This is a genomic window from Rhodococcus sp. BP-160 (genome assembly GCF_019836205.1).
Classification (GTDB): Bacteria; Actinomycetota; Actinomycetes; order Mycobacteriales; family Mycobacteriaceae; genus Rhodococcoides.
Map to the genome: position 1 here is coordinate 122,057 of NZ_JABUEK010000005.1, position 17,810 is coordinate 139,866.

Genomic DNA, 17,810 nt, shown 5'->3' on the forward strand with positions numbered 1-17,810 from the left:
AAATGGCGGATCGGGACGGTAGACCGGTCATGGCGACACTTCTCTCGAGTTCGATGGTCGGCAGTTCACGGCCGATCATGCAGCATGAGAGCGCGTTTCGAGGACCGACCGTACCGGCCGCCGGTACATCGACTCACTCGCGAATGGTGTCCATGTGCTCACGGAACCAGTCGACGGTCGCGCTGATGCCCCCTTCGAGACCCACCGCGGGTGACCAACCGCTCGCCCTCAGGGTCGAGACGTCCAACAGCTTTCGAGGCGTTCCGTCCGGCTTCGTCGTATCCCACTCGATGTCACCGGTGTAGCCGACGGCGTCCGCCACGATGGCGGCAATCTCTTCGATCGTGTGATCCACACCCGTGCCGACGTTCACCTGCTGGGGCCCGTCGAAATGCTCGAGCAGGTGCAGGCACGCCGATGCCATGTCGTCCACGTGGAGGAATTCTCGACGCGGGGTACCGGTCCCCCAGTTGGTCACTGTGGCGGCATCGTTGCGCCGTGCTTCGTCGTACCGTCGGATCATTGCCGGCAGCACGTGCGAGCCCTTCGGTGAGAAGTTGTCACCCGGTCCGTAGAGATTGGTGGGCATCGCCGAGATCCACGGGAGACCGTGCTGCCGCCTCACAGCTTGGATCTGCAGGATGCCGGCGATCTTGGCGATGGCGTACGCGTCGTTCGTCGGTTCCAGCAGCCCGGTCAGCAGAGAATCCTCGCGGATCGGCTGATCGGCGAACTTGGGGTAGATGCAGGACGACCCCAGGAAGAGCACCCTCTGCACCTTGTGCTCGAGCGCGGCGTCGAGAACGTTCACCTGGATCTGCAGGTTCTCGCTGAGGAAGTTGACCGGGTACGTGCTGTTCGCCATGATGCCGCCGACCTTGGCGGCAGCAAGAATCACCACGTCCGGCGTCGACTCGGCGAAGAAGTCGAACACTGCCTGACGGTTCTTCAGGTCCAGCTCGGACGACGTACGGCCGACGAGGTCGGTGAATCCCTGGTCCTCGAAGTGGCGCCAGAGTGACGATCCCACCAGCCCCCGATGACCGGCTATGTACACCGTCGAAGAACGATCGAGGGCGGTCGGCACGAAGTCGAGCGGCTCTTCAGGCATACGTCGTCACTTCCAGTCGGGGAGCGCAGGTGAGTCGATCCACGGCCGCCCCTCGTGCTCCAGAGCGGCAATGTCTGCGTCCACCATGATCTTGGCCAGTTCGGGCGTGTGCACCGAGGCTTTCCAACCCAGCTTACTTTCGGCCTTGCTCGCATCTCCCACGAGCGCGTCCACCTCGGTGGGCCGGAGGTAGCGCTCGTCGAACTTGACGTGCTTCTCCCAGTCCAAGCCGGCATGTTCGAACGCGGTGGTGAGGAAGTCGCGCACGCTGTAGTTGCCGCCGGTGGCGAGCACGAAGTCCTCCGGCTCGTCCGCCTGCAGCATCCGCCACATGCCCTCGACGTACTCGGGTGCGTAGCCCCAGTCGCGGATGGCATCGAGGTTGCCCATGTAGAGGTACTTTTCGGTCCCGGCTTTGATGCGGGCGACCGCACGCGTGATCTTCCGCGTGACGAACGTTTCGCCTCGGCGAGGCGACTCGTGATTGAACAGGATGCCGTTGACGGCGAACAGGCCGTACGCCTCGCGGTAGTTGCGCGTCACCCAGTAGGAGTAGACCTTCGCCGCTCCGTAGGGCGACCGCGGGTAGAACAGCGTGTCCTCGTTCTGCGGCGGCGGCGACGCACCGAACATCTCCGAGCTCGACGCTTGATAGAAGCGGCACTGCACGCCGGCCAGACGGACCGCTTCGAGAAGGCGGATGGAACCGATGCCCGTGGTGTCACCGGTGTGCTCGGGCTCGTCGAAGCTCACCCGCACATGCGACTGAGCGCCCAAGTTGTACACCTCGTCCGGGCGAATCTCCGACATCAAGGTCACCAGCCGGGCACCGTCGCTCAAATCACCGTAATGAAGGAACAATTTGGCGTCCGGATCGTGAGGATCCACATAAAGGTGGTTGATTCTCGAGGTATTGAAACTAGACGACCGCCGAATGAGCCCATGGACGACATAGCCCTTGCTCAGCAGCAACTCGGCAAGGTAGGAGCCGTCTTGCCCGGTGATTCCCGTTATCAGAGCAGTTTTCACGACAGTTCCCCTACTGTTTCAAGCGGCATATGACGCATAATCTTAATCACGACAGCAACTTTCAGGCGACTCGAGCGACGAAAATCTATTGCCTGCCGCTGTTTAGGAACCGCTACCGAGCACCATGCCTCGAGTAGCGAGCCACAACCGGCCAGACTATTATCACCTCACACAGTAACGAGGTCGTGATAATCGAACGTGCAGGTCGATTGCGCGTCAGGGGGTTCGACAGTGTCCACAGCGAAAAGCAATACAGATACAGCCACAGCGCGAGTCTCCGTCGGCTCCGTTCCTTTCGAGGTGACCTCGCTCACAAAAGCCACCTCAACGGTGATGACCCTCGCACGTAACCAGGCTGCACAACCTATTCGCCTAGCTAACGCATACTGCGTCGCCGCAGCCAACAGTGACGACACTTACATGGATGTTCTTCGAGGTCCCGGTATGAACTTTCCCGACGGGTCCCCGGTGGTGTGGTTCATGCGACGGACCAAAGCAGGGGGACAACGTCCGGGACGAGTCCGGGGACCCTCACTCTTCGCTCAGTGCTTGGACGAAGGCCGAGAGCACGGCGTGAAGCACTTCTTCGTCGGGACGACTACTTCCACTCTCGAGCTGCTGCAGTCTGAGGCGCAACGCAGGTATCCCGGAATAGAGATCACTGGCACCCACGCTCCCAAGTTCGCACCGGTCAGTAACGAGATGATCCGAGAGATCGCCGACGAAGTGAACGCTCGGGAGTCTGACATCGTGTGGATTGCGATGGGAACGCCCAAGCAGGATTTTGTAGCAGCTGCCCTGGCGCCCCTCGTCAACAAGCCCTGTATCGGAGTAGGCGCGGCATTCGATTTCATCGCCGGGACCAGCAAGGAAGCACCGATTTGGGTTCAGAACAGTAGTTTCGAATGGCTCTATCGACTACTTACCGAACCTAGGAGACTCTGGCGTCGTTACCTGTTCGGTAACGTCCGCTTCGTGCTCGCCGCATTGCGATCAAAAAGATGAGGATTGCGGTCGTTCACAGTTTCTATCGATCCGACAACCCCAGTGGTGAGAATACGGTGGTGCGGCTGCAAGTCGCAGCCCTCGAACGCGCAGGCCACGAGGTGGCTTTAATCACCAAAGACACCGACGACTATTTGGACAGGCGTTCATATCCCGCAATCGCAGCCCTGACAACCGCAACCGGTGTCGGGCCAGACCCCTCCGCACAACTAGCAGCGTTCGCTCCCGACGTGGTTCACGTCCACAATCTTTTTCCTAATTGGGGAACGCGTTGGGTCAGGAAATGGCGCGGACCGATTATCGCAACTCTTCACAATTACAGAACTGTTTGTTCCAATGGTCTCTTGTGGCGAGACGGCCACGACTGTCACGATTGCCCCACACGAGGCTCCTGGAATTCGCTCAGACACCGGTGCTATCAAGACAGTTTGGTTGCCACACTGCCGTTGGCTGTTGCCACGCGCGGCCAAGGCAAGCACTCCGCTTTGTTGGAAATCTCATCCAGAATACTGACACTCAACGCAGACGCGTACTCTTTCTACAGCGATCTACTCGGAGGCGAGCGAGTGAGGTTACTGCCAAACTTCACCGATGCCAGGTCCTCTGCACCTGCTGCCGGAAAAAACGGATTCGTCTTCGTGGGCCGCCTCACCGAGGAGAAAGGAATTCGCCAACTTCTGCGTCAGTGGCCCAGCGACAGAAGACTGTCAATAATCGGTACCGGGCCCGAAGAAGAATCGATCCGAGAAACCTACCGTCATCACTCGAACATACAACTACTGGGTCGTCTCGACCATCAGGCAACGATCGACCATGTTTCGCGAGCTTTCGCTCTGGTCATTCCGAGTCTATGGACTGAAGGACTCCCAACGGTTGCGCTCGAAGCGCTGGCGGTCGGAACACCCTTGCTTCTGTCGAATAAGATCTCGGCAGCAGGCTTGCTTACGTCCGGAGGTGCCGGCGTCATATTCGGTATCGACGATGGGCGAGACGACCTCGCGCGAGCGCTTGAACGACTGATAAGCGGGTCAGAAAACTACCAAAACGCGGCATCGCGATTACACGCTAACTCATATTCCAGCTCGACGTGGATCGAGTCGATCGAACTCATATATCGCGAGGCAGTTCGTAGCAATTCGACAACAAGACACTCGCACTAGTATCGAACGTTCACAGACCGATTCGCATACGTACTATTACGAAGTACCGCGAGCCAAACCCTGGATTCCAAATCTTTCAGCGTTGCGACTCTATCGGTCGCGCCGGATTGCCGACGACAGTAGTTCCGGCCGCAACGTTTCTGGTGACAACACTTCCGGCCCCGACCTTTGCGCCGGAGCCGATCGAGATGCTGCCAATTATCACCGCATTGGCTCCTACCTCGACGTCATTTCCGATCGACGGCGACCCACCGCTAGCAGAAGTATTCCCGATGGTCACGCCGTTTCTCAAAATCAGCCCGCTTCCAAGCACGGCCTGGTCGTTGACAACTAGCCCGACGCCATGAAAGATCACCAAGCCGATTCCGACGCGGGTCTTCGGCCGCAATTCGATACCGAACACCATCTCAGTCACGGCGCGATAGAAAATGGTGGCTATTCGCCCGAGTAATCGGGGACGTTCGCGGTCCACAATAAGACATTGGCACACCCGTAGAAAAACAACCACGATGAAAGATTTGGGTTCACGGAGGTTAGCTCTCCCTTCGAGAGCAATATAATTCGGCAAGGTACTCCAAGTCGGCCACACACCAGAAGCTTCTGCCTCGACACTCAACTGAGAAGATATGCGTTCGTTCAGACCACGCTTGATCCAACTCACTGCCGCGCGCACCACCATCTTCGGGGACGCGGCAGGGACGCGCGTGACATGAGCGGACTTATCCGACCGGCTCACCGCGTCCGGACCATGACGGAGACGAGCAAGCTCGGCATACCGCTCGTTCTTGAGGACATATGAGAACGATACTGGTCGCTCGGTCCTGTAACGGACACCAACAGTCGGCAGGCAGGCAAACGCCTGATCGCCAAGCTTCAAGAAAAGCGCGTAGTCCTGCGCCCGCCGGCAGTACACGTCGTACCCCCCGCATGCCTCGACAGCTTTGGCCACAAACATTGTGGAAGGGTGCGGAAGCGGAATCTTTCCCGCCCGAACACGAGCGGAAATCTTGTCAGAATCAGTCGGCCACACTGACCGGACCGGACCGCCCCATGGACCGAATTCTTCGAGTTGCATCGCAACTGCCACGAGCGCTTCGTCGCCGTTCAGTGTCTCTACCTCTAAGGCGAGTCTATGCGGCAACGACACATCGTCAGCGTCCATGACAGCCAGATACTCACCTGTCGACATATCGATAGCGAGGTTTCGAGCCGTCCCTGATCCAGAATTTTGCTCCATCTTGATCACTTTGATTCTCGAATCCGCTTCTTCATAACGACGCGCGATCTCGAGGGAGTTGTCAGTTGACGCGTCATCCACAATGAGGAGTTCCCAGGCGGAATACGTCTGGGCAAGGATGGAATCGATCGCTTCGGTCATGTTCAAAGCGCCATTGAAAACCGGCATGATAACACTGACCAGCGGCGAAACACTGTTCTTGGTTTCGTTCATTTCAGAAACACCTTTGCTACTTCGTCCCACATCGCACCGACTTGATCTGCCAAGTTATCCGCTCGAATTTGCAAATCGGACTCGAAATCACCTGCATCGAGTATTTTCAACAAATCTAATGACACCTGCGGATCGGATGGATCACATTGCCACTCAGCCACCCCGAAAGCCTCCAGTGCGGCAGCATATTTGTGTGACCAACTGTGAACCGCCACCGGTGTACCGGATGACAATGCGCCTAGCATGGCGTGGTATCGACCTGACACCACCAGCCTGGCGCGAGCCAGTCTCTCCTTGACCTGCCAACCGGATTCGTTGTCGACGATCTCGATGTCCACTTCATTCGAAACAGCTTTCAACAGTTCCAGATCGCTCGGGCCCTCATGTAGGAGGCCAACTACCGACATGCCACGCTCAGCGCCCCAGCGGGATACGCCAACCAACGTTTGCACATACTCGGATCGCCCCACCACACGGGTGAGGTTCCAGTTGGGAACAAGCACTAGCTCGTCAGTCCGAGAGATCGTCTTCTCATGACGGACGCCAAGTGTGATGTCGACGCAAGAACCTATCGAGGCACTTGTACCGAGCTCAGTAAGGTACTGCTGCGACTTCGCGTCACGGGCGTAGACGTTCGAGCACTCCCCAAGGACACGTCGGGCCGCGTCGACCATACCCACCTTGTCGAAAGACCCGAACGCCTGTGGCAACATCACGACCGGACCGCTGATGCTGTTCCACAGGCCGAACTTCTTCTCCAACCAATGTGCAGTATCCACTCCCCACGGGTCCCCTAGAACAAACCCGGAGACGTCAAGCACGCCCGCGAGCCCGCGCGCCGTACAGTAAGACGATGTAGACGCACCGGGAACCAAACGCTCGAGCTTCGAGAGTCGCGGATTCCCGACGTACTCGATTAGCCCCAATTCTTTCCTTATAGACGCGGCAACTTTTCCTACAGTAACGGCGGGTCGCAGGCCCCAGTCGATAACTCGCTCGGCAGCGCTCCTTAAAAGTTGCTCGGCTCCCCTATTCGACCGAGCCGGATCCTTGATTTCGATCCCGTGTATAAGGATGACGCCTGCACTCATAACCACTCCACCACGTTCTCAACCGACCGCTTGTGACTTCTCGGTACCAGTTGCCCTTCCTGGGCATAACCGATGGCAATCAGCATGACGACGCGTTCGTCTTCGTCAAGGTCCAAGAGTTTTTGGATTGCGATATTTTTGTCCTCCAGCTCGGGCCAATTGATGCAGCAGCTACTGAGCCCGCTCGCCTCCAGAGCGACAATGAATCCGGCCGCGAATAAGCCACCGTCGACGAAGATCGCGTGCCGGTCTCTTTGGTGCTCGTACCCACGATGCTGGCCGACTATCACGCCGACAAGAGGTATCTGGTCGGCGAAGCCGGCCGTGCCCATAGGGACCGCTGCCACTTTCCCTCTCAAGTCATCATCTTCTAACAGGAAGAACCGAAAGCTCTGACGGTTGCACGCACTCGGACCCATCAGCCCAACCTCGACCGCCGACATCACAGTTGCTCGATCCACCGGCTTGGGCTCGAACCAACGAACTGATCGACGGTGTGCGGCCACTTCCCTCACAACGTCGAAGGCAGCAGTCTCCCTCCATGGACGGTACGGAAACGGCCTTAACTGACTGCCGTCCACATCGACAGAAACTCGGTCTGCGCGCGAAGCCCACAGTTCGCGCGCTTTCAATATTTCTACGCGTTGCGACTTTGCTGTCACCGCAAAATATTCGTCAAGCACATCTCGCACCCACTTCGATTCGCCTGGGTCTGCACCCGACGAGTCGATCGCAATTGCCGTCCTTGTCGCCGGTAGAATGTAGTCCGTCGCAAAGGAATCTCGCAAGTTCGGTTGACTAAGACCCTTCTCGATACGATGAATCGATCGACGAAGAAACATTTGGCCTGAGTGCGATACCACTGCGTTTCTGTGTGCTTGCCTTCCTGAAGCCACAGCTTTTTGCTCGCCGGAGAAGTCACCGGAGAAGCCGAAGTACAACTTTGGGCCGGCCGCCCGGAGCCCGAACTCGGATACCTGAGACGCCACCTTACGTCGGATCGGGCCCAAACGACTTCTCAGAGCGCTGATGTACTTATTCCTCGCCACTTAGGACCTACTTTCCACTAGCTTCTCGGCGGCCCGATCGCTCGCATTCCTACTCACTACACTCAAGAGTGATGCTGAAAGCATGAATCGACCCTGACGTGTCGCACCCAGTCCGACAACTACAGACCCGTAGTATGCCAGCAAAGTTGCTATAACCGCACCCCACAACCCCAGCTTCGGGACCAATACCAAGGCTGCACAAATTGATATGAGCACGCTCAAGGCATTTGACATAAAACTAAGTCGGAAGGCCGATTCGATGACCATCAGCTTGCTGACCAGTTGCCGATAGAAGATTATGATCAGGGTCGCGGAGTAAACGATTGAGAGTTGGCTCGCAATCCGAAATTCAGGACCGTATAAAGCCATGATTAAGAACGGGGAAAGAGCCGCGGAGGTGAGAGCCGCGACGACGCCCACGACGGACGTCAGTTTAGCATTCCTGCGGATGGCGTCGCCGTACGTTTTCGCCTTCAGAGAATTGGCCGACAAGTCGCGCAACGCTAGCGTTCCAACAGAGGCTGCCACGATCGAGGCCGCCTCGACGAGGCGGCTCGCTGTTGAGTACTGACCAGCTGCGTCATTCCCTAGCAGGGCCGCCACTAGCAAGACGTCAACCCTCATACCTAGGACGGCGACGATACTGGAGATCCACAAGAGCCGGACTCGTACAAGCTCGTTGAAGCCTCCGTGAAGCGCCTCTAAATTAGGCGTCAAGGACATAACCGGAACAAAGCGTGACAGGAGCATTACAAGAGAACTCAGACACATCTCCAATCCTTGCAAGATCAGCACGGCATCCAAATTTCCCCACAGTGCAAACGCAATCTTTGGCACTGCTAGCACCAGAACTACCAGTGACCGCCTGGTCGCAAGAGTTGAGTAGCGTCCAACGCTCGTGAAGATCAACTCCCCTACGTCGTACGTACCGACTGCGTATCCGACGAAAAAACATATCAAAGCTAATCTTGTCAGGGAGCCGTCGAAAACAAGCAGTACATAAAGCATGAATGCAGAGGTAAAGCACAATGGGAGCAACATCACACGGGCCGCAGAGATCACCCGCACAACGGGCAGCCACTGCGATGGCGATGCAGTCACCAGTTTGTGCAGAGCAGCACCTGAGATGCCACCTACAGCAGCAGATTGAGCAATTGCGACGAACGCCAACAAAACTGAAAACTGTCCTACAGCAGTTGGTCCACCTACCTGAGATCGTCCAAGAGCGACAGTAACTGCCAAAATGCTCACGACACGGAGCAAAGTCGGAACCGACAGCAAAGCTGTGTTGCCTAAAAATAGGGAAAATTTCTTCACAAACCGGAGTCTCATGACACGGCATCCGCTCGGGTCAAGGTTGCACCGCCGAACGAATAGCAATCATCAAGTGGTGATGAAGCAAGCGGGGTTCCATTTGGACGAGCGGAAGCCGCTCGTGCTGCTGGGCCTGTCGCGTCGACGACCCGTCTGTTGTCGCCTTAGCCATCACGCACACGCGACTATGCTACTTCAGCCAGATCGGTGATGCCCGGCGAAGGGACGTGCGTGATTGACTGGAGACCAATACGAGTTTGCGCCGATATGCCCGGAACCAGGGGTTAAATAGGGTACTTTCCCGTTTTTGTGTCCGATGAGTTGTGACCTCTACCTATACGATCAACGTGCAGGTGCTCGCACGCCCCCACCACTTAGGGCAGACAACCACTCCGACCACCAGGTTTCCGAGCGCGACAGCCAGCGCCGGGTTACAACCGGTTTGGTACAAGTTCCTACCATCATTGCTTGTTAAACCTGTGACACACAGTCCTCCAGGAATGACGCATGCGACGGATGCGCGTAATGCGTTGAATCGATTTGAATGTCGAACCGCCCTGCATGAAGTGATGATGTGGTGATTTTCACATTTGTTGGCCGCGCTTTGCGTCTGAACGGACCGAAGTTGCGGTTATGGTCCACGGTTCGAGATGTCACGACGCTCGGCGCGCGCAGACGGGTCAGCGTAAGGCAGAATGCCAACGCTAAACGGATCACGGGAAACCAGTGGGGGATCGGCGGCGTCGTGGCGGCGGTGCTGGTGCTGCTGGGTGGCGGCGCTCCCGCGATCGAGGACCGAAACGCGACAGAGTCGACGCCGTACTCCGTCTCACAGGAAACGGCCCCCGAACCTCCCTGTTTCACCGGACGATTCGCGGGTGTTGTTTCTTGGAGATTCGTTGACCGACGGAACCGCCACCACAGACAAGACAACCCTCGGATTCGCGCCGCGTCTCGCGGCACTAGAAGGCTGGAACGACTACCGCGTGGACGGCGTTGCACTTTTCGGGTTCCTTTCACCCGGCATCAGCGAAGAAGCTCACCGCAACTTCCGGGATTGGCTGCAGCAGATGTATTTCACCATGTCCTACGCACCGAACGCCATCATCTTTCAGGCCGGCGCAAACGACAAGCCTTACCCGCCGGAAGCCTTACAAGCTATAGTCATCGAAACTGTTAAGGTCGCCCACAAATACTTCCCGGACGCTGGATTAATCCTCCTTGGACCCATCACGTCATCGCCGGACCTGACCGCGGTCAACGACACCTATGCGCGCAGCGCATATGAAGCCGACATCCCGTACGTCGATGCGAAGGGCAAGCCGATCACCGCGAGCAGTGAACGTGCACGGCTGATCAGCGCCGACGGCTGGCACCCGAACGATGAGGGTCACCAGGTCATCGCCGAGACACGCGTCGCGTGGATCGCAGAGTTCGAGAAGCGCCAGTAGCCGAGCCGTGACCGCTCACTCAAAGTTGATTGCACTCACTCCTGTGCTGCGTCGAAGGCGGACGAGCGATATCACGGCTCAAGCTAGGACTAGTTAGTGAGAGTTGACGCCAGATGGTGTCCCCATCACCTGTCATGCCGTAGCCATGGCACCGACTGGGGAAGATCGCAGGCGCTTGGGCAAGGGGTGAGCCATCGACAATCCAACCAGGACCCCCACGGGGAGCATCACAAAGGGATATATCAACACGTTATCGGTGCACGCGACGGCGAGAACGCCGAGTAGAGAGAGCACAGCTGCCTTGTGTACAGGCCCCGGCAAGCGTTGCGCACGCCGCCAAACCGCCACCGTGATGAGCACCAACCCGACGGCGAACGGCACAAATCCGATGAGGCCGAAGTCGTGCAAGATTCGTAGGTACTCGTTGTGAGGATGGGCGATGCGGTCGAACCTCGCCGAAATGAGTGAGGACGCGGAACCAGGCCCCTTGCCGAGGAGCGGCGATTGCTGCCAGGAGTCGGTCGTCATCTCCCACAGGACTGTGCGTCCAGAGGTATTGAGGTCAAGACCTCCAGCGGAGTATGCCGCATCACCTTGCAAGAAGCGATCGCGAAGTGGGGCCCATGTGGTCACGAGCACGTACATCAGATAGGCCATCGGAATAGCGACAGCTAGAAGTTTCGCGAGTCGGTTTTGCGCCGCGGTAAACAGGTAGGAAACCGGTACCAGGACAACGGCCACGAACAAAGCTGTCCTCGACAGGGTTAGCGCACACGAAGCGATCAAAAGGAAGGGCAACAGGCGGTCGAAAGTGTTTCGTCTGGGCAGTGCCAGCGCGATGCCTGTGAACACGACAAGGACGAGCGCCACTGAGCGCGGGCCGTAAACTTCTACTCCGACGAGGGACTGTGCTGCGGTGACCGCGCCGACGAGCATGGCGATGCGGCGCAACCACTTTAACGTCGACGCTGTTGTTCCAGCCGAACACAGTGCACCAGTTATCGGGATCGTCGCGATGAAGATGACGTACACCGCCACGTTCTGCAGACCATCGGCATTTGGTCGAAGTGCGAGCAGACCGACTGCTGCCACGACGAACACGACCATGACGATCGGTAGCGAACGTTCGTCGAACCGTTCGGGCATGTAGGGCTCGCGAGTTGCGGACTCCCCCGTAGGAGGTCGAGAGCGCGCTCGTGTGGCGATGAGCAGAGGCGCCGTCATCAAAAGAGACGCCGCCAGGCCCAACGTGGCGGCCCCCGATGCGCTGAGCGGGCCCAGCCGCACAGATGTAGGGATGTCAACAACGAGCGCCCACGCCAATGCCACAAGGATGATGACGGGCATTCGCGGCTTCAACATCGGTGGCGCACTCACTGGGAGAAAACTACCCGCTGCGCCACCCATCCGCGCGCTAGGCGATCGAGCCGCGCAACGTACTCGCGAACGCCGTGTGGTCGACGTACTGCGACTACCCGACCACACCACGACTCCAGGTATGAACCCCGCGATGCTCAGCAAGCGGATGCGGCGACGATCGACCGGAGGTCGAACGCCATCCACACACTCGTGGCAGGGAATAGAAGGAGCCGTTGATTCCGATATAGGTCAGTGCATTGGAGGCGTACTCGAGCTCGCGACGCTGGGCGTAACCCCGCGGGGTAGAGGTCGCGCCGCCAGCCCGCATAACGCCGCCCGGAGATGCCGATGCGGAGTTCCATCGACTGCCCTCGTCCTTTCGGCATTGTCAGCAGACACCCGTACGCCGGGCTGCAACACACTAGTCAAATGGGATCGAGGGTCGCGGAGTCGATAGTGGCCAGGCGGCCCAGCCGTCACGAAGTGAGACGTAGCTCGGGTCGAGTGTCAGCCTGACCTACCTCTCGTACACAGCGCTCTCGTTCAAAGCAGCGCACTTCTTCGAGGTCGGCGGTTCAGGTTAGGGGTCGGTCGGAACGAGGATGGTCATCAGTGTCGGGGAGCGCAAATCCCCGCGGGAGATGCCGGTCGGTCACTGACCCCGATCCTGACTCGACTGTGGGAGCGCAACGCAGCCACCAGTGTGTTACCTACCGGTCACCGACGCTACACATCGCGAACGCGTCCTGGTCCGGGTCCGGGCATCACTCAGATTGTGGGCGTCCTCGATGCGATGGTTTACGACTAAGGCCAAAGCCCGATGTTCCTCAGCCAGTCGCACGAGCAGGCGGCCCGACGTGGACGGCGCGGTACAAATCGAGTGTGACGGCGGTGATCGACCGCACTTCTGGTGTAGCCCGATCGCGATCCTCCTGAACCCGCATACAAGCCTGTGGGACAGAGGCGGCGTACGCCATCAGCCACCAGCTACGGCTTCGGCAGCTGGCGCGTCTGGCAGCGCGGAAGCGGTGGGGCAGCTCGACCTCTACCGCGCCTTCACCTACGACTTGAGTGGGGTGGCCGCGCTGATGCTGACGGATGGACTGCACGCGATTACGGGCGGGTTCGACGTGGCGGCGAGGGCGGCGGCCCGAATGATGGGCATCGCAGCCTGACCTACTGGCTGGGCTCGAACTCGGCAATGCGGGTCGCCAGCGCTTCGGCGATCATCTGGTGGCCCGCATCGTTCGGGTGCCACCCGTCCGCGATGCTCAGCTCCTTCGACCGCTCCTTCGAGATGATCGGGTTTCGGTTCACATCGATGTAGACCGCAAACGTCTCGGCAGCCGCACTTGAATACGCGCTGTTGACCTTGTTCAGCGACGACCGGTAGGACATCGGGCCGACCAGCACGATCTGTGTGTTCGGCCAATAGCCCCTCGTCTGAGTAATGGTGTCGCGGACGGCATTGAACAGCGGACCCGAGTCGTATCGCGAGTCGTTCAGCCCACCCTGGAAGATCACCAGATCGGGCGCGGGCTCACCCGCCTCGTACGCGCGCTGGATCCGCTCGGCGTACGTGCGATGAGATTCCTCGTTGACGCCTGGCCGTAGGAACCCGGTGAGTCCGATACCGTCGACCCGGTAATTCGTCCACCCCTCGATGCCGGCCAGTCGGGGTGCGAAGCCTCGCGTCTTCTTGTCGTCAGCGCCGTGTCCCTCGGTGAAGGAGTCACCGACGAACAGCACGCGCGGGTTCGGTGGCAGCGTCAGCGACGGGCGCGCGGTGTTGCCAGGGAGCGTGGCCGGGTCGATCGTGGCGGGAGCTACGTTCGCGACCTGTGCTTCGGCCTGGGCGTTTCGGTGGGAGTCGTACGCGAGTCCACCTGCGATCGCCGCGACCAGGAGAGCGACGACGCCGCAGACCGCGATGACTTTTGTCCGTTCGCTGATCCCACCGTCGCCCGACCGCTTGCCCACATTCACCATGCGGGTCATTCTGCCGCACTGGACTGCTCTATTGCTCGGCGAGACCGTCCGCGGGGGGATGCCAGAAGTTCGCTGACAGATCGCGCTACGACCGACCGAGTTCCCATCACGCCTAGATACCGGGTATTGAACTCCCGTCGAGTCACTCTGCCGATGGCGCGAAGACCATAGAGCGGCCCTTCGTAGGAAACGGGATCTTGAGAGTCAAGGAGGAGGTGCATCTAGTGCAACTCGTGCTTGGAAAGCACCATCTCTTTGTCGGTCGACGGGCGCTTGAGGTGTACCCCGCCGTGAAAGTTTGCGCCTAACGCGATCAAGTCCTCTACAAAAATACGATGGCCCGAAAGCGTTCCAACCTGGTGTCTCTCCCATCCGTCTGTGGACAGAGTGACTCTGTCGCCAGTACTCAGCCGGTACTCCACAGGGACTTGATCCCTGGGCCTGCCTAGTTCGTCATATAGCAGGCGGTCAGCGGACCCATTCGAGAAATAAGAGTTGCGCGAAGGCTCGAAGGAAGTAGCCTCAAACGCCAATCTGCCCCTCCGGTCGGTTCTTTGGGCCAAGAGAGTCTCCACATGTTGATAGACATTGGCTTGCTCGAGAAGGAGCTGTCGAAGCCGAGCGCGGAGCCGGGTGGCATCCGGCAAAGTCAGACCTGGCGCGCAGGAGAGCCTCTCAATCTCGGCAACAAGGTAGACGAATTGGCTGTAGGTGTAGTCGACCCACATCTCGGCAGTTTCGGCATCGAGATCCGTCGGTTTGGGTGCACGGCGCATATTCAATGCGCCATCCTGCAGGCGCGTGCGGACGCATCGCTACCGAACGCGTTCCGCGCAAAACACTAGATATTTGCCTCAGGACACCACCTCAGGGCCCTTCGAGAACCCTTTCCAGCGGAACGTTCTAGATCGTGATGCCGCGTGACGCGCCGAGGCCGGTGATCTGTAGCCAGATGGTGTCGGCGAGGAAGGTGTCGAGCACCGACCGATTGCTTCTGCGCGCGCCAGGTTCTCACCGCCCCGACACAACCGGTGATGAGACTGGACAGCCACGGCGCGACCAAACGCAGGTCGTCGTCACCCAGGTCCGCGCCGACCAACGCCAGGAAGCCGCCGACTGCCACCTCGATCTTCTCGGCGACACGGGCGATCGTGCTCTGCAGAGCGACTCCGACGAGCCGGTGACGTTCTGTTCGACGACGTACGCCCAGGTGGGATGGGCCACCACCCAGCGCACGTACGCGTCGACCACTCGTTGCACCACCGAGCGCGGCAGGCTCTCGAATGTCACCGACGCGGTCAGGGTCTGTTCCAGCTGCCCGCAGATGGTGCGCTGGATGGCGACGTCGAGGTCAGCGCGGTCGGCGAAGTAGCGGTAGATGCCGGTGCGATGGATGCGCGCTTCGTCGGCGATTCGCCGCGCCGTGACCCACTCCCCCAGGTGCACACCCTGCTAGACGCGCGCGCAGCAGTTCGAACCTATGTTCTATTTCTGTCGGTGGGTCGCGGTAGCTTAAGGCATGTTTTCGGGGGGGAAACGCAGGGGATGGTCGTTGTGACGACGGCTCCATCGGTGACCCCGTTCTCGCTCAGCTCATCGCCGAGCAGGAAGATCTGACGCGCCGCATCGCGGCGTACGGCACTCGACATCTCGAAACAGCGGACCGTCTAGCCCTGCTCGTGCGAGACGAGAAGGTGACGCGGGCGCGTCTGGGTCAGGCCCACGTGTGGCTCGCGGAGCTCGTGCAACAGCGCGGCTTCGAGGAAGTCGGGGCGCGCAATGCCGATGCGCTCGCTCGAGTCCTCAACATCGATCGAAAGGCCGCCTCCGCGCGCCTGTCGGTCGCCGCCCAGCTCGGCAACAGGACCACCCTGCTCGGCGACGTCATGGAACCCGAGCTGCCCGCCACCGCTGCGGCGCTGCGCGAGGGTGCCATCGACCCGGCCCACGTGAAGGTGATCCGGAAGTTCGACAAGAATCTCCCCGCCGCTGTGGATGCAGACACCCGCGCCCACGCAGAGCGTCACCTGGCCGACGCGGCGCGCGAGGTGCGTCCCGCAGAACTCACCTCGCTCGCCGAACGCATCACCGCGCACATCGTCGAGGAAGGCGAGTTCGAGCTCCCGCCGGAGCGCGTCCGCAAGCGCGGCATTTTTATGGGCAAGCAGGACAGCGACGGGATGCGCAGCGGCAGGTTCGTGCTCGATCCCGAGACCGCGGCGTACTTCGATGCCTACAACAGCAAGTACGCGTCGCCCGGGGTGGGCAATCCCGAGGACACACGCGCGCCCGTCATCGGAGAACCGGACGACGAGACCCGCAAGCACGACACCCGGACCACACCGCAACGACGGCACGACGCCCTCAAGCTACTGCTACGCGACACACTGTCCTCCGACGATCTCGGCAAGCACCGCGGTGTGCCGGTCAAGGTCATCATCGTCGCCCGGCTCGAGGACCTGATCCGAGGCACCGGACTGGCCACCACCGCAACGGGTTCCACCATGCCGATCCGCGACGTCATCCGCATGGGGTCGCACGCCGACCAATACCTCGCTGTCTTCGGCGACGACGACGGCAGACCACTGCACTTCGGCCGCACCCGCCGCATCGCCAGTGAGGACCAGCGCCTCGTCCTCATGGCCACAGACCGCGGATGCACAGCACCGGGGTGCGATCGCCCTGCCGTCGCCACCCAGGCGCACCACATCCACGAGTGGCAGGACGGCGGGCCCACAGACATCGAGTCGCTCACCTTCGTGTGCGACATGCACCATCCGATGGTCCACGACGGGGCACTCGGATGGTCCACCACCACAGCGCCACCAGGCCATCCCTACGCCGGGCGCACTCTGTGGCACCCGCCTGCCCTCATCGACCCGTCGAGGACGGGCCGGGTGAACCACTATCACCACCCACAGGACTATCTGTGGGAGGACGACGAGCCGGCGGCATGAGTCATCTCGATGAGCCGCAACGCATCCCACGGCGCGAAGCCCTTCGCGTCGTTGTCGAAGTAGACGTACACGTCTCGCTTCGCAGCGCGCCACTCACCGAGGCGCTCGGCCCACCGGCCGAGCGCCTCGTCGGAGTACCCACTCGTGTACAGCTCCGTATCGCCGTGCAGCCGGACGTAGACCACGTCGCTGGTCACCTCGGTGAGCATCGGGAACTTCCCGGCCGAGTCGGCCACGACGCACCCGATGTCGTGTGCCCGCATCAGCTCGTAGGCCTCGGGTGAGTCGAAGCTTGGATGCCGCACCTCGAGACAGTGCCGCAGAGGCCGGTCCTCGTCGACGTCCAGGAACACGCGGTCGACGGCGAGCTTGTCGTCGTGCTTCTCCCCCAGCCGGGCTGCCTCCGTCGTCGACCGCGGCAGCAGCGCGAAGAAGTCGGCCATTCTCGTGGCGTCGAAACGGAATGTGGCCGGCAGCTGCCACAGGATCGGCCCGAGCCGTGGCCCCAGCGCGAGAACACCCGACGCGAAGAAGTTGCCCAGCGCGGCGTCCACCCCGACAAGCTTCTTCATGTGCGTGACGAACCGCGGACCTTTCACCGCGAACACGAACCCCTCAGGTGTTTCGGCACGCCAGCGCTGGTAGCTCGACGGCCGCTGCAGGGAGTAGAACGAGCCGTTGATCTCGATGGAGGTCAGGGCACGCGAGGCGTACTCCAGCTCGCGGCGCTGTGCTAGCCCCGCGGGGTAGAAGTCCCCCCGCCAGCCCGCATAGCGCCAGCCGGAGATGCCGATCCGGAGTTCCATCGACTACCTCCGTCCTTGTGCCGTGGTCAGCAGTTACCC

Annotated in this window: 15 protein-coding genes; 6 read left to right on the plus strand and 9 right to left on the minus strand. The window is 60.1% G+C overall.

What is annotated here, in order from left to right; all coding sequences use genetic code 11:
- Nucleotides 1-133 precede the first annotated feature (133 nt).
- Both HQ306_RS18590 and gmd read right to left on the minus strand, forming a co-directional pair.
- On the minus strand, nucleotides 134-1,111 hold the full coding sequence (locus HQ306_RS18590; protein ID WP_222633075.1) for a GDP-L-fucose synthase: 978 nt from the start codon (nucleotides 1,109-1,111) through the stop codon (nucleotides 134-136).
- Nucleotides 1,112-1,117: 6 nt separating this feature from the next.
- Nucleotides 1,118-2,140: a GDP-mannose 4,6-dehydratase gene (gene gmd, locus HQ306_RS18595; protein WP_222633076.1), complete on the minus strand. Its 1,023-nt coding sequence runs from the start codon at nucleotides 2,138-2,140 to the stop codon at nucleotides 1,118-1,120.
- 420 nt (nucleotides 2,141-2,560) lie between these two features.
- Between gmd and HQ306_RS18600 the strand changes: the two genes are divergently transcribed.
- Nucleotides 2,561-3,145, plus strand: a complete 585-nt coding sequence (locus tag HQ306_RS18600; RefSeq protein ID WP_261770106.1) for a WecB/TagA/CpsF family glycosyltransferase — start codon at nucleotides 2,561-2,563, stop codon at nucleotides 3,143-3,145.
- The gene (locus HQ306_RS22790) at nucleotides 3,142-4,305 is read left to right on the plus strand and encodes a glycosyltransferase family 4 protein (RefSeq protein ID WP_222633077.1); all 1,164 of its coding nucleotides are present in this window, start codon (nucleotides 3,142-3,144) and stop codon (nucleotides 4,303-4,305) included. The genes HQ306_RS18600 and HQ306_RS22790 overlap by 4 nt, the downstream gene beginning before the upstream one ends.
- 76 nt (nucleotides 4,306-4,381) lie before the next feature.
- Here the strand turns inward: HQ306_RS22790 and HQ306_RS18610 are convergent, their stop codons facing one another.
- The 4 genes from HQ306_RS18610 to HQ306_RS18625 all read right to left on the minus strand — a co-directional run bounded on the left by HQ306_RS18610 (nucleotide 4,382) and on the right by HQ306_RS18625 (nucleotide 9,212).
- Complete coding sequence (locus HQ306_RS18610; RefSeq protein WP_222633078.1) at nucleotides 4,382-5,755, minus strand: glycosyltransferase; 1,374 nt, start codon at nucleotides 5,753-5,755, stop codon at nucleotides 4,382-4,384.
- The gene (locus HQ306_RS18615) at nucleotides 5,752-6,516 is read right to left on the minus strand and encodes a polysaccharide pyruvyl transferase family protein (RefSeq protein ID WP_222633079.1); all 765 of its coding nucleotides are present in this window, start codon (nucleotides 6,514-6,516) and stop codon (nucleotides 5,752-5,754) included. The genes HQ306_RS18610 and HQ306_RS18615 overlap by 4 nt, the downstream gene beginning before the upstream one ends.
- Nucleotides 6,517-6,842: 326 nt before the next feature.
- Nucleotides 6,843-7,529: a nitroreductase family protein gene (locus HQ306_RS18620; protein WP_222633080.1), complete on the minus strand. Its 687-nt coding sequence runs from the start codon at nucleotides 7,527-7,529 to the stop codon at nucleotides 6,843-6,845.
- Nucleotides 7,530-7,895: 366 nt separating this feature from the next.
- Nucleotides 7,896-9,212 (minus strand): hypothetical protein, encoded by a 1,317-nt coding sequence (locus tag HQ306_RS18625; RefSeq protein ID WP_222633081.1) that lies wholly within the window; start codon nucleotides 9,210-9,212, stop codon nucleotides 7,896-7,898.
- A 692-nt stretch (nucleotides 9,213-9,904) separates the two neighbouring features.
- Between HQ306_RS18625 and HQ306_RS18630 the strand changes: the two genes are divergently transcribed.
- Complete coding sequence (locus HQ306_RS18630; protein ID WP_261770070.1) at nucleotides 9,905-10,660, plus strand: SGNH/GDSL hydrolase family protein; 756 nt, start codon at nucleotides 9,905-9,907, stop codon at nucleotides 10,658-10,660.
- Between the two features lie 132 nt (nucleotides 10,661-10,792).
- On the opposite strand, the gene HQ306_RS18635 is transcribed toward HQ306_RS18630, so the two are convergent.
- Entirely contained in the window at nucleotides 10,793-11,806 is a 1,014-nt protein-coding gene (locus tag HQ306_RS18635) for an O-antigen ligase (RefSeq protein ID WP_222633083.1), read from the minus strand.
- Between the two features lie 1,241 nt (nucleotides 11,807-13,047).
- Here HQ306_RS18635 and HQ306_RS18640 point away from each other — a divergent pair.
- Nucleotides 13,048-13,194: a hypothetical protein gene (locus HQ306_RS18640; RefSeq protein ID WP_222633084.1), complete on the plus strand. Its 147-nt coding sequence runs from the start codon at nucleotides 13,048-13,050 to the stop codon at nucleotides 13,192-13,194.
- Between the two features lies 1 nt (nucleotide 13,195).
- Here HQ306_RS18640 and HQ306_RS18645 read toward each other — a convergent pair whose 3' ends face one another.
- A complete protein-coding gene (locus HQ306_RS18645; RefSeq protein WP_222633085.1) occupies nucleotides 13,196-14,017 on the minus strand; it encodes an SGNH/GDSL hydrolase family protein in 822 nt (273 codons plus the stop codon).
- 566 nt (nucleotides 14,018-14,583) lie between these two features.
- Between HQ306_RS18645 and HQ306_RS18650 the strand changes: the two genes are divergently transcribed.
- Together HQ306_RS18650 and HQ306_RS18660 are read left to right on the plus strand one after the other, a co-directional pair.
- A complete protein-coding gene (locus HQ306_RS18650) occupies nucleotides 14,584-14,853 on the plus strand; it encodes a hypothetical protein (RefSeq protein WP_222633086.1) in 270 nt (89 codons plus the stop codon).
- Nucleotides 14,854-15,687: 834 nt separating this feature from the next.
- The gene (locus tag HQ306_RS18660; RefSeq protein ID WP_222633088.1) at nucleotides 15,688-16,965 is read left to right on the plus strand and encodes an HNH endonuclease signature motif containing protein; all 1,278 of its coding nucleotides are present in this window, start codon (nucleotides 15,688-15,690) and stop codon (nucleotides 16,963-16,965) included.
- Here the strand turns inward: HQ306_RS18660 and HQ306_RS18665 are convergent.
- Nucleotides 16,932-17,771 (minus strand): DUF72 domain-containing protein, encoded by an 840-nt coding sequence (locus tag HQ306_RS18665; RefSeq protein WP_222633089.1) that lies wholly within the window; start codon nucleotides 17,769-17,771, stop codon nucleotides 16,932-16,934. The two genes, HQ306_RS18660 and HQ306_RS18665, sit on opposite strands and share 34 nt — an antisense overlap.
- Nucleotides 17,772-17,810 lie beyond the last annotated feature (39 nt).